The organism is Nesiotobacter zosterae, assembly GCF_033843645.1.
In the GTDB taxonomy this organism is placed as follows: domain Bacteria; phylum Pseudomonadota; class Alphaproteobacteria; order Rhizobiales; family Stappiaceae; genus Pseudovibrio; species Pseudovibrio zosterae.
Genome location: NZ_JAWXVZ010000007.1, coordinates 244,170 through 257,504, shown reverse-complemented (window position 1 = coordinate 257,504; position 13,335 = coordinate 244,170). Strand labels below are relative to the sequence as shown.

13 protein-coding genes are annotated in these 13,335 nt (G+C 56.2%); 7 read left to right on the top strand and 6 right to left on the bottom strand.

Annotated elements, in window-relative coordinates; all coding sequences use genetic code 11:
- The first annotated feature begins 55 nt into the window (after positions 1-55).
- Together Q3Y58_RS12610 and Q3Y58_RS12605 are read left to right on the top strand one after the other, a co-directional pair.
- Positions 56-1,111 (top strand): Gfo/Idh/MocA family protein, encoded by a 1,056-nt coding sequence (locus tag Q3Y58_RS12610; RefSeq protein ID WP_319622493.1) that lies wholly within the window; start codon positions 56-58, stop codon positions 1,109-1,111.
- 466 nt (positions 1,112-1,577) lie between these two features.
- Entirely contained in the window at positions 1,578-1,931 is a 354-nt protein-coding gene (locus Q3Y58_RS12605) for a VOC family protein (protein WP_274219830.1), read from the top strand.
- A gap of 9 nt (positions 1,932-1,940) precedes the next feature.
- Here Q3Y58_RS12605 and Q3Y58_RS12600 read toward each other — a convergent pair whose 3' ends face one another.
- The gene (locus tag Q3Y58_RS12600) at positions 1,941-3,164 is read right to left on the bottom strand and encodes a multidrug effflux MFS transporter (RefSeq protein WP_319622492.1); all 1,224 of its coding nucleotides are present in this window, start codon (positions 3,162-3,164) and stop codon (positions 1,941-1,943) included.
- A gap of 496 nt (positions 3,165-3,660) precedes the next feature.
- Here Q3Y58_RS12600 and Q3Y58_RS12595 point away from each other — a divergent pair, with 496 nt between their 5' ends.
- Positions 3,661-3,933 carry a hypothetical protein gene (locus Q3Y58_RS12595; RefSeq protein WP_274219828.1) on the top strand — a complete coding sequence of 91 codons (273 nt, stop codon included), beginning with the start codon at positions 3,661-3,663 and terminating at the stop codon, positions 3,931-3,933.
- 86 nt (positions 3,934-4,019) lie between these two features.
- Here the strand turns inward: Q3Y58_RS12595 and dgoD are convergent, their stop codons facing one another.
- The 3 genes from dgoD to Q3Y58_RS12580 form a co-directional block, all read right to left on the bottom strand.
- A complete protein-coding gene (gene dgoD / locus Q3Y58_RS12590; RefSeq protein ID WP_319622491.1) occupies positions 4,020-5,168 on the bottom strand; it encodes a galactonate dehydratase in 1,149 nt (382 codons plus the stop codon).
- Between the two features lie 46 nt (positions 5,169-5,214).
- Positions 5,215-5,982, bottom strand: coding sequence for a FadR/GntR family transcriptional regulator (locus tag Q3Y58_RS12585; protein ID WP_319622490.1), 768 nt, complete (start codon positions 5,980-5,982; stop codon positions 5,215-5,217).
- Positions 5,983-6,094: 112 nt separating this feature from the next.
- Positions 6,095-8,548, bottom strand: a complete 2,454-nt coding sequence (locus Q3Y58_RS12580; protein WP_319622489.1) for a LuxR C-terminal-related transcriptional regulator — start codon at positions 8,546-8,548, stop codon at positions 6,095-6,097.
- 173 nt (positions 8,549-8,721) lie between these two features.
- On the opposite strand from Q3Y58_RS12580, the gene Q3Y58_RS12575 reads away from it, so the two are divergent.
- Positions 8,722-9,081: a hypothetical protein gene (locus tag Q3Y58_RS12575; protein WP_319622488.1), complete on the top strand. Its 360-nt coding sequence runs from the start codon at positions 8,722-8,724 to the stop codon at positions 9,079-9,081.
- 39 nt (positions 9,082-9,120) lie between these two features.
- On the opposite strand, the gene Q3Y58_RS12570 is transcribed toward Q3Y58_RS12575, so the two are convergent.
- Complete coding sequence (locus Q3Y58_RS12570) at positions 9,121-10,212, bottom strand: alkene reductase (RefSeq protein WP_319622487.1); 1,092 nt, start codon at positions 10,210-10,212, stop codon at positions 9,121-9,123.
- A gap of 63 nt (positions 10,213-10,275) precedes the next feature.
- Complete coding sequence (locus tag Q3Y58_RS12565; protein WP_319622486.1) at positions 10,276-11,373, bottom strand: alkene reductase; 1,098 nt, start codon at positions 11,371-11,373, stop codon at positions 10,276-10,278.
- Positions 11,374-11,830: 457 nt separating this feature from the next.
- On the opposite strand from Q3Y58_RS12565, the gene Q3Y58_RS12560 reads away from it, so the two are divergent.
- Genes Q3Y58_RS12560 through Q3Y58_RS12550 form a run of 3 tightly spaced genes read left to right on the top strand, consistent with a single transcriptional unit; the run spans position 11,831 to position 13,292 of the window.
- On the top strand, positions 11,831-12,700 hold the full coding sequence (locus Q3Y58_RS12560) for an urease accessory protein UreD (protein WP_319622485.1): 870 nt from the start codon (positions 11,831-11,833) through the stop codon (positions 12,698-12,700).
- A gap of 9 nt (positions 12,701-12,709) precedes the next feature.
- Entirely contained in the window at positions 12,710-13,012 is a 303-nt protein-coding gene (locus Q3Y58_RS12555) for an urease subunit gamma (RefSeq protein ID WP_274219820.1), read from the top strand.
- Between the two features lie 37 nt (positions 13,013-13,049).
- Positions 13,050-13,292 (top strand): DUF1272 domain-containing protein, encoded by a 243-nt coding sequence (locus tag Q3Y58_RS12550; protein ID WP_274219819.1) that lies wholly within the window; start codon positions 13,050-13,052, stop codon positions 13,290-13,292.
- Positions 13,293-13,335 lie beyond the last annotated feature (43 nt).

Here is a 13,335-nt window from a genome sequence, read left to right as displayed (position 1 = left end):
TATAACTCTGAGATCACGCCGCTGTTCAGCATAGCCGGGTAAGGAGTTTCGTTCCATGAGCCGCATTCGTATTGCCGTTGTGGGCCTTGGCATGGCCGCCCGCCCTCATTTTTTGGCCCTCACCGCTTTACAAGACGAAGTGGAGCTAGCGGGCGTTTACAGCCGCACGCTGGAGACCACAGAGGCGCGAGCTGCCCGACTGGGGTGCAAAGCCTACCCCAGCCCGCAGGCAATCGCTGAAGACCCGACGGTTGACGCAGTGCTGCTGCTCACGCCCCCGAACCAGCGGGTCGAACTGGTGAAGCTGTTCGCTGCGGCGGGAAAACACATCCTCTGCGAAAAGCCCCTGGAACGGGATTTGGAGGCGGCCCGGCAGATCGTTAAAATCTGCCACAAGGCCAAGGTCAAGTTGGGCGTTGTTTTCCAGAACCGGTTCAAGCCGGGTGCGCTGCACCTGAAGAAACTCATGGATGAGAACGCACTGGGAGATCTTGCTTTGGTCCGCGCGACGGTGCCGTGGTGGCGAGATCAGGCGTACTATGATGAGCCGGGTCGCGGCACCTATGAGCGCGATGGCGGCGGCGTTTTGATCACGCAGGCCATCCATCTTCTCGACATCATGTTGGATACCATCGGACCGGTCGCCCACGTTCAGGCCTTGTGCGGCACCAGCCGACTGCATGACTTGGAAGCGGAAGACTTTTGCAGCGCGGGCTTTGAGTTTGAAGGCGGTGCCCTCGGCAACCTTTTGGCGACCACGGCGACCTTCCCCAGCCAGCCGGAAAGCCTGATCATTGACGGCACCAAGGGAACAGCGCTGCTGCAAGGAGAACAGCTTGTTTTGCATTGGCGAGATGGCATCGAAGAGCGCATTGGCAACCCACCTGAGACCGGTGACGGAACCGACCCCATGGACTTTTCGAGTGCTTGGCACGAAGCCCTCATAAAAGACTTCGCCGGGGCAATCCGTGAAGACCGATCACCCAATGCTTCTGGTGGGGCGGCACTGGAAGTGCATGCCCTCATAGCCGCACTCACTGAATCATCCGAGAAAGGGACAAAACTGACGGTGCCCTCGACAGGCTTCTACAACAAGCGCCTTAGTCCTTGACTTTTCACCACATTCTTTGACTTGGGGGTGCGACGTCTTGCCCAAAACACAAAAAAAGCAGCCAAGCTGCTTTTTTAGTAAAGAGGTCGATGTCAGCTGCGGGCGCTGCTTCTTATATTTACCCTGACCACGTGCATAATTTTCTACGTTCTTGATGGGCGATCAGTTGATTTACCCTAGTATTACCTTAGTGATGATGCAAGTAAAATCTGGATAACTGAGCATTTGCATAAACTATAGGCATTACTTTCGCTCACAGTTTACCGGTTCTTAACATTTGCCTCTGCGTTATTTTTGCCCGTATACACACTAAGGAAATCGTTTTCTCTGCGGCATAAGGTGCAATGCGTAGTTGAGTTCTCCAGTAAATACCGTAGTCCCCCTCTGTTAAATTGAGGTCGCGCAAGTATGCTGTGATCTCTTCAATATCTGGCACGACCGCCCCACCCCATAGGGAGAATCAACGATGCTGAAAGACAAACAGATCAATTACATAGAGTTGCCCGCAAGCGACCTTTACGCCATCAAGACGTTCTACGGCACCGTGTTCGGCTGGACCTTCAAGGATTTTGGCGAAGAGTATGCCGCCTTTAACGACGGCACCATGTATGGTGGCTTCTATCACGCCGACCTGAAATCTTCCTCACAAGAGGGGGCCGCGCTCGTGGTGCTCTATGCTGAGCAGCTGGAAGACATGCTGGAGCAGGTCCAGACCCATGGCGGCACCATTGTCAAAGAGATCTTCTCTTTCCCGGGCGGACGCCGCTTCCATTTTGCAGACCCTTGCGGAAATGAACTGGCCATCTGGTCAGAAAAGTAACACCCGCTCTCAACCCGGACCGGTGGCCGCCTTTTCAGCGGCCACAAGTGTCATCAGCGATGCAGCACCCAGAATAGCAAATCCCATAACGATTGGGGTCAGGCTGTTATCGTAGAATGAACCGATAATCATCGACAAAAACAGACCAATAAAGGTGGAGACGCTGCCAACCATCGTGGCCGCGGTTCCTGCCACATGGCCAAGGGGCTCCATGGCCAACGCATTCAGATTGCCAAAAAGTAGAGGCAAAAAGAAAAAGGTCAACGTCAAGTAGACCATGAAGGTCCACAGTGGCGGCTGCCCGCCCAAAAGCATGACAGGCCCCAAAAACAGTATGGATATAACCACCACGCCGGAGAGCGCCACCTTGCACAGCAGCTGCATTCCAAAGCGGCGCACGATGCGACCATTCACAACCGAAGCTGCGCCAAAAACCAGCGCCAACGATGAGAAGTAAAGCGGAAACAGCTCGTTGATGCCATAGATGCCGCTGAAAATCGGCTGAGCGGTCGCCAAATAGGTCATGAAGCTTGCAAAAATCAGTCCAGTCCCGACGGTATAAAGCATGGTCGGTCGGCACCTGGCGATTTCCATGGCCGCCTGCCCGATGGCGCGCGGCGAAATGGGGCGGCGATGCTCAGGGGCCAAGGTCTCGGGCTGACGAAGCGCAAGCCACAGCGTCGCCACAGAAGCCTGCACCAGCATGGCATAAAAGATCGTCGGCCAATGGGCCACCATGAGGGTAATCTGGCCCATCATTGGTGCAACAGCTGGAACAGCAATGAATACCGCCATCACAAAGGACGTAATTCGCGCCATCTCGCGGCCCGAGTATTGATCGCGGATCAAGGCCACAATCACAACTTTCGGTGCCGCAGCGCCCGCCCCTTGCAAGAAGCGTCCCGCCAGCAGCATTGGCAGGCTTGTTGCCTGAGAGGCCAGCAAAGCCCCTGCCACAAAGATGCCCATGCCGATGTAGATGGCAGGTTTGCGGCCAATTCGATCGGATACCGGCCCAAAAACCAGCTGTCCGACCGACATACCCAGAAACACAAAGGTTACAAGAAACTGCAGGTGGTTTTGATCGGCCACATTCAGATCAGTCGCAATATAGGGAAACGCCGGCAAAATCGCGTCTACGGAAAGAGCAACAAGCGACGTAAGCAACGCCATCAGCGCAACGAATTCAGCAGTGCCAAGGGGCCTGCCTTGAGAGAGTACAGCCTGTGTCATGAAAACTCTTGTGGCGTGACCTACGTAATAGGACGGTTGCACACCCTATCCCGTCTTTGAAGGCAAGATCAAGACGCTGTTTACCAGCCAAAAGCCGTGCAATGGTGCCATCGGGCTCATCGCTGAGCACACCTCAATGGTGCATAGTGCACGGCAACAGGTGTCGCCGCCGCAGGACCATCAACAGTGATCGAATATCTCAGCTTTAGCCCAAGTAAATTCTCTTTTATTGCAGATTTGTGAAAAAGATCGCCGCGGACCTTCTTAATAGATCCAGTATATTCTTTGACACGCAAAATAAACTGATGCGGACCGTATCAGGCGCTTAAACGCATCACCACTAATAAACATGACGCATACGGCAACCTTACTGAATTGCGAGCAATACTTGGAGTTTTCATAAAACTGGTTGTTTTACTTAGTTTCCCAAGGTAGCTTATTTTTAAAGACAAGTGATTAAACGCCCATTTCAACCTTGAGTAAGGGAGTTTGGTTCATGGAGACTCTGGAAAGAGCATTACTGTGCACTGAGAATTTTTCCATCGATCGCGTGTCCCACACGCGTGATTGGTATCTGGTCGGTGACCTCTGTATGGGGCACCTCTACATTGAAGAAACAACAACCAACTCCATGTGTTCCGGCAGCGGTGCCGGTTACAGCCTGACCCGCGCTCATTCTGTTATGGAGATACTTAACCGCTCCCCCATGGACGAGGTAAAGTCCGCGCTTGAAAGCCGCCTTTTTGACGTCTTTCGGGAGAGCGCCTGACAGTATTCACTGGCCCCATCGCGCCACACAATTGAAAGGCAGCGCAAGTTAAAGATGCGCTGCCTCACCATCCTCCGATGCACGGGCTACCACTCCGCGATGGAACCATCCTCATGACGCCAGATCGGGTTCTTCCAGTTGCTGGCATCCTTGGAGCGCTCTTCAACAAACGCCTCGTTGATCTCCACGCCGAGACCCGGCTTTTCAAGCAGCGGCAAATAGCCATCAACGATCTGAAGCGGTGAAGGATCGACCATGTAGTCGAGCACGTCGTTTTCCTTGTTGTAGTGGATCCCCATGCTTTGCTCCTGGATGAACGCATTGTGGGAGACGAAATCCACCGTCAAACAGGCAGCCAGCGCAATTGGCCCAAGGGGGCAGTGAGGCGCCAGTGCCACATCATAGGCTTCCGCCATTGTCGCGATCTTTCGAGCTTCGGTAATGCCGCCGCAATGCGACAGGTCCGGTTGCAGCACATCTACATATCCGCGCTCCAACACGCCCCGGAACTCATAGCGAGAGAACATGCGCTCGCCCGTTGCAATCGGGTAGGAGACGTTTCCGGCGATCTCTGGCAAGGCGTGCAAGTGTTCCGCAAGCACGGGCTCTTCCACAAACATGGGGCGGAACGGCTCCAGCTCCTTCATAAGAATTTTGGCCATTGGCTTGTGTACGCGGCCATGGAAATCCACTGCAATGCCAACGCCCATGCCCACCGCTTCACGGGCTTCGGCGATACGCGCCACCGCATCATCAACCTTTTCATAGCTGTCTATGATCGCCATTTCCGGGGTGCCGTTCATCTTGAACGCCGTGAAACCTTTCTCGACCACTTCCTTCGCCTGACGGCCAATCTCGTTAGGGCGATCCCCTCCGATCCAGCAGTACATGCGCATCTTGTCCCGCACGGCCCCGCCCAGCAGCTCGTGTACGGGCACACCGAGCGCCTTGCCTTTGATGTCCCAAAGCGCCTGATCAATGCCTGCGATTGCACTCATCAAGATCGGGCCACCACGGTAGAAACCACCGCGATAGAGCATTTGCCAGATGTCTTCCACACGGCGTGGATCCTTGCCAATGATGTACTCGGAAAGCTCATGGACCGCAGCTTCCACCGTTGCGGCACGCCCTTCCAGCACGGGCTCCCCCCAGCCATGTACGCCTTCATCTGTTTCAATCTTCAAAAAGCACCAGCGAGGTGGTACGCGCCACGTCTTGATCCCAGTGATCTTCATTGGTCATCTCCCTGTTTGACTTGAAAATAAAATGCCGTCCCGCTCTTCAGGATTTCAGCCGGGCATGGCGCATCTCGCCAATGGCCTCCGCGGTAAGGGTGTCACCGAGATCGTTGGCGCTGCGCAGCAGGATCTTGCAGGAACACTCAAAGGCCGCATGCACATCACGAAGTCGAATGGCCTCAACCAACGCGCGGTGCAGCTCCAGGCTGGATGCCATATCGCTCTCGGCCTGCTGTGTGGTACGGCGAATACTGCTGAAAAAAGCCGGGCGCAGGCTCTTGGAAAACTGAAGCCAGATCAGGCTTTGCGATGCACGATACACCGCCTCGTGCAGGTCAATATCCCAATCGCTCAGACTGCGTCCTTGGTAGTGCATCTTGCCGCTCTCATGGGCTTGGACCATGCCCTCCAGAGCCGTTTCCATGGCAGCAAGGTCGCTCGCCTTTGCCTTGAGCGCCGCTTCTGCGGAAACATAAGGCTCGGTTGTCACGCGAAAACGGAACATCTCGCGGGAAAACGGCAGACTGTCATCACTATAAGCTGCAATCCACGACGCAACGGTTGGGGCCAGTATCATCCAGTCTTCATAGGGCTGAACATAGGTTCCCTGCCCCGAAGTGCGGCTCACGATACCATAGGAAACCAGCTCACCAAGGCAACTGCGGATGGTTGCGCGGCTTACGGCATACTGTGCGCACAACTCCAACTCTTTCGGCAGCAGACCACCCGGCTTGATGCCCCCGGAGAACAAAAGTTGAGCGAGGCGTTCAAGCACCTGCGCCTTGCGGTCTGAAGCTCCAGTACCAGCCATGAACAATCCTCCCGAGCAATGTCACCATAACCTATGCTATGTCTGACATAGCTTCAAGATAAATCGACAGCGCCGCCGAAAGGCGCCGTGTCAATCGCAGATCATGCCCCAATCACGCTCCAATCATGCCCATGGAGCGCGCAGTTGCGATGGCCTCGGACCGGCGTTTGCAGCCCAGTTTTCTGTAGGTGTTCTTGAGGTGAAACTTGACCGTAGCCTCTGAAAGGCCGAGCATATTCGCGGCGTACTTGTTGGAGGCCCCCTCGGCAACAATCATCAGGACGCGCCGTTCCATGCGGGTCAGCGGATCGGTCTCGTCCTTGCGCTCCGCCCGTGCGGTTTCATCGGCCTTGGTCAGCGAGTTGAGCGCGTCCTGCAGCTGGTCGCGGGACAAGATGAACGAGCGGATCTGGCGGTCATTGACCAGCTCCTCAAGGAAAATGATATCCTCGTAGAGCGAGCCGATGGAGTCCGATCGCGCGGCATCAGAAAGCAATTGCAGAAACACCGTCGACGCCAGCGTTGTGTTCTTCTGTCTGCGCGCCACAAATGCCTTGACCGAGGTCAGCATGCGGGCCTGATTGCGCGTCACCTCGTAATTGCCCAAGAACATGTCGAGCTGCTCCAGCAGCTCCGTTTTCTTTGGCCGCTCGAAAGCAATCTGGCGCATCCACGTAAGCGCCACCGAAATTTCGTTGGCATCTGTCAACTTGGCCAGTTCCTGCTTGGCGCTTTCAACCCACTGCCGGGTGATCCGGCCTTGAATGGTCTCAAGATGCTGCTCGGCTTCAATCCAGCGCCCGTTGTCTTGCAGCAATTCCACGCGGCGCATGATCATGGTGAAGCGGAAATGCGGAGCCTGCCAGTGGTTGACGCGCCACCCTTCCAGGAAACTGCGCGCTGGCCCCATGCCGCGATGGCGGTTCAGCACCTGCGCACCAAAGTAGACGGCAGAATCCGCAAGGCTAGGCCACATCTCGCCAATGGCAAATGCTTCCATGTCCCGATCGATGAACGTCAAGAGCGGCTGTGGGTCGCCCCTTTCATAGGCAATGCACCCCTTCACCAAGCGGTTGAACCGGCGCTCGGTTTCGGCTTCCATACCCATGCTTTCGAGCAGCTTTTCCGCCTCTTCCTGCATGGCGGCCGCCCGCGGGATCTCCCCTTCCTTTAGCGCAATGTTGCACTGGTAGATGCGCACACTCACCATCAGCAGGGGCACTTCCGCCTGCTCGTAGTGATAAATCGCCCACTTGGCTATCTTCTCAGCCTCTTCCATCTCTCCCGTTCGCATGTGCAGCTCCATCATCGAGTGATAAAAGCTGCCGCGAGAGAAATGGTCCGTGCTCGGAATTTCGCGGATCAAACCATCCAGCAAATGAACGGTTTCCTCTGAGACCATCTGGTCTTCATAGGTCGCCAGAATAAGGCGGACAGAGCGCAACAGCACGGAGAACTGCTGTGTGGCCCTGAACGCCGTGCTCAAGTCCGCATAGTCCTCGCCGAAGGCATCACTCATGATTTTCATGGCGCGACCGCTATCGCCTGCCTTCGCCGCAGCCAGTGCGCGGCTGGAGATCACCGCCTCGCTGCCATTGTCCGCTGCAAACCCGCGCAGCACATCGGCAAATGCCTGCCGCCCATAGCGAAACAGAAAGAACGGCCCCCCGTGACGCGCAAACAGACGCGTTGCTTCTTCCTCACGCCCGGCCAATTGCAACTCGCATATAGCCTGCGGTACCATCTTGTTTTCATAGAGCAAGGAAGAGGTGACAAGGCGAACCGGGGTTTCCTCATGCTCCTTGATGCGCAACCCGACCGCGACGCGGGCCGCGTCAACAAGGCGCGGCAATGCCCAGCACAGCTTGTCGCCGTGGGAGGTGATCAGTGGCTGAAAGTGCCGCTTCACTTCAAAGACTCGGTCTTTCAAAGCAGCGTCGCAGCGCAGCCCATCCTCGTGCTCCAGCACAAGACGCAAAACCGCCAGCTCTTCAAGGCTCGCCTGTTGCAAAAAGTAGGTCAGGAGAAACGAGACCGCCCGCTGTTCAGTCAGCGCACTGTCCTCCAAAACAGCCCGGATAAGCCACGGCCATCCGCGCGTATCGGCATAGAGCTGCTCCGCCTGTTCTTCCGGCAAGATCTCGCCCAGCTCTGCCCTGGACAAACAAAGGTCCTGCCACGAAAACACCCGCGCCGTCCCATAGAGCACAAGCTTGTCGCACCAAGGCTGGTTCCAGTTGGGCCGGCGCGTCAAAATGCACTTTTCAAGCTGCTCATCCAGCACGCTGCGCGCCTGCACCTCCCCCATGAGAGTGCGCATATCGCAGATCGCCGCTTGGTGGTTTTTGCCAAGGCGATAGCTTGGCGCCAACGTCAACTCAACGTTCAGGCGTTCAGCTAGTCGCTGAACCAGCGTCGTCTTGCCACTTCCTGCGGGCGCTTCAATCACCGCGACAGGTTCCGGCGCGGCGATGATTTCTTCAATCAAAGCCGCGTGTTTTTCGTCAAGACGCACCCAAATCCGGTCGCGCTGGTCAGCAGGCAAGGCAAGCAACAGATCACTCATTCTTTGCAGGTTTCCTGCATATATGGTCATATTACGCAGAAAACCGGCAGATGTTTCCGTCAGGCTTCCAAAGCTTTCTTGCCCGACAAAAGCAAGTACCGCTTTTTCCTCGGGTTTCCTTCAATATGAGGGGATCGTAGCCTGACACAATAACAGGAAACCCGAGGGCACACTTGGTCATTGGTACTAGGCATTTCGCAGTCGCATGCTTCCTTTGTCTGCTGGCAGGCTGCCAGACGGATGAAGAAAGGCTGCCCAAGGCTTTCTCAACCGAGGTCGCAATCCCGCCGGGCGGCTATCTGCTCACAGTCGCCACCAATCCAATTGGCGCGCGCTGTCATCTGGCCGGACAGCCCAACACCCTTTTCATCGAGCCGACACCGGGCTACATGGTCATCCCACCAGGCTATGAGAACAACGATCTCGTTTGTGCAGCGCAAGGCTACACCACTTTTCGCGGGGAATGGATCTCGCAGCCCTATCCAGCCACCAACAAAATCTTGATCGAGGTTCTGCTAAGCCCCGATGCCTAGCAAAAAGCCAGAGCGCGTGGCTCTGGCTTCAAGGGTCATCTAGGCCGCTGCGACGGGGTAGTCGGTATAGCCCTTTTCATCACCGCCATAGAACGTGGCATGGGCATCATAGCCCACAGGCGTGAGTGCAATCCCGTTTCGCAGACGATCAACGAAGTCCGGATTGGTAATGAACGGCTGACCGAATGCCACCAAATCCGCGTGGTTCTTGTCCAACAGCGCCTGCGCCTTTTCCTGTGTCAGCTTGCCTGCAACCATGATTGGGGCAGGATAGATCTGGCGCACCTTTTCGCGAAAGCTCTCCGGCACTTCGGTATAGGTGGAGATGTTCTCGCTGAAATGGATGTACGCCAGCTTGAGCGGAGCCATTTTTTCCAGCGCCTTCAGTGTCAGGTCAACAATCTCGTCGTCAGGCTCGGCAAAGCCCTCCGTCACAAACGGAGAGAGGCGAATAGCCGTCTTGTCGGCACCAATTGCACCCGCCACCGCCTCAACCGCCTCCAGCATGAAGCGCATGCGGTTCTCCTGAGTGCCACCATAGGCATCTTCGCGGTGGTTGCTTGCCTTGCGAAGAAACTGGTCGATCAGGTAGCCATGGGCACCGTGAAGCTCCACGCCATCGAAACCCGCCGCGATGGCGTTCTTCGCCCCTTGCACAAAATCGGCAATCGTCTGCTTAATGTCTCTGCCGCTCATGGCCCGCGGAACGCCGGTTTCAATCATGCCGTAACCGCCTTCAGGAAGAGGCCCGAACACCTTGTCTTCGTCTTTCAGCGCCGAGGGTGCCACAGGCTGCGCGCCAGCAATGGTCTCATGAGAGCGACGGCCCACATGCCAAAGCTGAACAAAGATCTTGCCGCCTTTTTCATGGACTGCGGAAGTCACCTTCTTCCAGCCCTCGATCTGCTCAGGCGTATAGATGCCGGGCGTCATGGAATAGCCCCGCGCAACCGCTGAAATTGGTGTCCCCTCAGAAATGATAAGGCCCGCACTGGCGCGCTGTGCGTAGTAGGTGGCCATCATGTCATTGGGCCGATCGCCCGGCTGCGACGTGCGCGAGCGGGTCATTGGGGCCATGGCGATACGATTAGAGACCTCAAAGCCTCCATGGCTAAAACGTTCAAACAACATTTGAAAACTCCTTGCACGGCACCGCCTCAATGCGCGGGAGGTGAAGCGGTGCCGGGCGTCAGGTCAGGCAGAAAAGGTCGGATAGTCGATCAAGCCTTTGGCACCGCCACCGAACAAGGTGTTCGGATCATGGGTCGCAAGGCTTTGGTTGTTCTTGATGCGCTCTGGCAAATCCGGGTTCGCCACAAAGGGCCGCCCAAATGCGATCATATCCGCAAGACCGTCCTGAAGCGCTTGTTCCGCGCTTTGCGGTGTATAGCGGCCCGCATAAATCAGCACGCCCTTAAACGACTCACGCAGAGCACGCTTGAATTCAATCGGCGTGTCCGGCGCATCATCCCAGTCAACCTCCGCAATATGCAGATAAACGATCCCACGCGCATTCAGGAGCTTGGCAGCCGCCGTATAGGTTTCAATCGGGTTGGCATCAACAGTGCCATTCAGCGTGGTCAATGGCGCAAGGCGCACTCCGACGCGGTCTGCACCAATGGCGTCGATCATGGCGCTCACAACTTCATCCAGAAAGCGCAGCCGGTTTTCAAGGCTGCCGCCATATTCATCAGTGCGCGCATTGGATTCTGAATCGATAAACTGGTTGATCAGATAGCCGTTGGCTGCATGCAGCTCGATGCCGTCAAAACCTGCCTCAATGGCGTTAAGCGCGGCCTGACGGTACTCGCCAACCACCTCTTTGATCTCGTCAACGGTCATCTCGCGCGGCTTGGCGGAGAGCACAAAGCCCGGTGCATCCGTTCCGTTGTCGACAAACACCTTGACCCCTTCCGCCTGAATGGCTGAGGAAGAAATCGGCTGCCGGCCGCCAATGTTATCGAGGTGCGTCACCCGGCCCACATGCCAAAGCTGGGCAAACATGGTGCCGCCCTTGGCATGCACCGCATCCGTCACAGTGCGCCAACCGGCAATCTGCTCCGGGGTATAGATGCCCGGCGTCCAGGCATAGCCTTTGCCCATCTCTGAGATCTGCGTCCCTTCGGAAACGATCAGGCCTGCAGAAGCTCTTTGCGCGTAGTATTGTGCCATCAGGTCATTGGCCACATCGCCCGGCTGGCTGGCGCGGGAACGGGTCATTGGCGGCATGACGATCCGATTTGCGAGCTCCCGATCGCCAAGTTTGATAGGGTTGAACAGTGCAGCGGTCATTTTCTTAAATCCTCTAGCGATTTGAGCGCACCCTACTCCGCGCAGATCGCTTGATTAAGAGGAGCGCAGACAAATCAGTTTTGCATTTGACGCAAAAAACAGCACCGCCAACCCCCAATACGCAAAAGAACGCAGAACGCCCGGGCTTTTAGTCTCTCAGCCAAACCCTTGCGGGACGGCGATGTTTCGCCTCACTTCATGCACGAGAAACCCACCCTTGTCGCAATTGCTTAATTTATAGGCACAGATTTGCCATCCCGCAAAACAGGCCGCGTGCATCAGGCCATGCTCACAACCCTGAATCCCTCGTAGATTCAGTGGGTTGAAGGGCTACCAACTCCGCATTCTAGTATTGGCACGTAGCTTGCTAAACCCACCGAGGACGAACGCAGATTGGGCACGTTTTGGCTGTGTTCGGCCAAGGGAGACCTTTAGATCAAAAGATTGGATAATAACCATGACCGCACATAACCTGGCAGAAAAGCCGACCCCCGTTGCGGGGCTGCAGCGCACTGCCGGTGTGGGTCGTATTGCGTTTAAACCTGCACCATCTGAAGATCCAACAACAAGCGCCACACGCCTTGAAACCCTCTATCAAGAGGGAGCCGCCAAGGTGCGCCTGCCCAAAGTCTATAGCGACATGGCCGAGGCTGTGCTCATCAACACCAGCGGCGGTTTGACAGGCGGCGACGTACTCGACTGGTCGGTAGAAGCCGGGGTCAACACCCGCTCCGTTCTGACAACTCAGGCCTGTGAGAAAATCTACAAGGCCAGTGAGGGGACTGCCAATGTCACCTCGTTCCTCTCTTTGGACAAGGGATCGGAACTTCACTGGCTCCCGCAGGAAACCATCCTGTTTGACCGCGCTTCCCTCTCCCGTCAGATGCATGTTCACATGGCAGAGGATGCCCGTTTTCTTGCGGTCGAGGCCGTCATTTTGGGGCGAGACGCCATGGGTGAGCAGGTGGAAATGGCCCATTTCAGCGACCGCTGGCGCATTCATCGTGGTGGCAAGCTTGTTCATGCGGACGACCTTCTGTTCTCTGGCGAGGTTACGAAAATCGCGGCAGGCAGCAGCACTCTGGCCAGACAACGGGCGTTTGCCTCCGTTGTTTATTTAGGGCCTGAAGATCAAGAGGTGCTTGAGGCCCGGTGTGACGCGCTGCGGCCCAAAACACCAGACCTTTCCTTTGGCATCAGCACTGTCAACGGCAAGATCACAGCGCGGCTCACTGCCGCCACAGGGTTTGATCTGCGCCAGAAGCTGATCCCGTTTTTGCAGGGCCTGCGCCCCGAGCGCGCATTGCCCAAGCTTTGGAGTTTGTAAGGAGTCCCAATGAACCTCACCCCTCGGGAAAAGGACAAACTGCTTGTTGCCATGGCCGCCATGGTTGCCCGCGCTCGCCTGGAGCGCGGGGTCAAGCTCAACCATCCGGAAGCTGTTGCCATTGTGACAGACTATGTTGTTGAAGGTGCCCGCGACGGCCGCAGCGTAGCCGATCTTATGGAAGCAGGTGCCCATGTGATCACCCGTGATCAGGTGATGGAAGGCATTCCAGAGATGATCCATGACATTCAAGTGGAAGCCACTTTTCCAGATGGCGTCAAACTGGTCACCGTCCACGAGCCCATTCGGTGAATGGTGACACAACACGGCGCAAAAGGAGGAAAGTGCCATGCTGGAAATGAGACCCGGTTGTGAATGCTGCGATCGCGATTTGCCCGCCGACCAACAAGGCGCCTTCATCTGCACTTTTGAGTGCACATTTTGTGCGCACTGTAACGACAGTGTCCTGAAGGGCACCTGCCCCAACTGCGGCGGTGAGCTTGTCCCTCGCCCTGCGCGTCCAACCGCCTTGCTTGGCAAGTTTCCAGCCCAAACCCGACGAACTCTAAAGCCTGAGGGCTGCGCCGCCTGATCGATCGAACTCAAGAACAACATTAGCAGGAACGCGGGCATCC

What these genes read in the sequence shown, in the direction of transcription:
- Q3Y58_RS12565 (WP_319622486.1), bottom strand. Translation starts at nt 11,373, where the DNA reads ATGACCGCTGCACTGTTCAACCCTATCAAACTTGGCGATCGGGAGCTC.
- Q3Y58_RS12555 (WP_274219820.1), top strand. Translation starts at nt 12,710, where the DNA reads ATGAACCTCACCCCTCGGGAAAAGGACAAACTGCTTGTTGCCATGGCC.
- Q3Y58_RS12560 (WP_319622485.1), top strand. Translation starts at nt 11,831, where the DNA reads ATGACCGCACATAACCTGGCAGAAAAGCCGACCCCCGTTGCGGGGCTG.
- Q3Y58_RS12595 (WP_274219828.1), top strand. Translation starts at nt 3,661, where the DNA reads ATGGAGACTCTGGAAAGAGCATTACTGTGCACTGAGAATTTTTCCATC.
- Q3Y58_RS12570 (WP_319622487.1), bottom strand. Translation starts at nt 10,212, where the DNA reads ATGTTGTTTGAACGTTTTAGCCATGGAGGCTTTGAGGTCTCTAATCGT.
- Q3Y58_RS12550 (WP_274219819.1), top strand. Translation starts at nt 13,050, where the DNA reads ATGCTGGAAATGAGACCCGGTTGTGAATGCTGCGATCGCGATTTGCCC.
- Q3Y58_RS12585 (WP_319622490.1), bottom strand. Translation starts at nt 5,982, where the DNA reads ATGGCTGGTACTGGAGCTTCAGACCGCAAGGCGCAGGTGCTTGAACGC.
- Q3Y58_RS12610 (WP_319622493.1), top strand. Translation starts at nt 56, where the DNA reads ATGAGCCGCATTCGTATTGCCGTTGTGGGCCTTGGCATGGCCGCCCGC.
- Q3Y58_RS12605 (WP_274219830.1), top strand. Translation starts at nt 1,578, where the DNA reads ATGCTGAAAGACAAACAGATCAATTACATAGAGTTGCCCGCAAGCGAC.
- Q3Y58_RS12580 (WP_319622489.1), bottom strand. Translation starts at nt 8,548, where the DNA reads ATGAGTGATCTGTTGCTTGCCTTGCCTGCTGACCAGCGCGACCGGATT.
- dgoD (WP_319622491.1), bottom strand. Translation starts at nt 5,168, where the DNA reads ATGAAGATCACTGGGATCAAGACGTGGCGCGTACCACCTCGCTGGTGC.
- Q3Y58_RS12600 (WP_319622492.1), bottom strand. Translation starts at nt 3,164, where the DNA reads ATGACACAGGCTGTACTCTCTCAAGGCAGGCCCCTTGGCACTGCTGAA.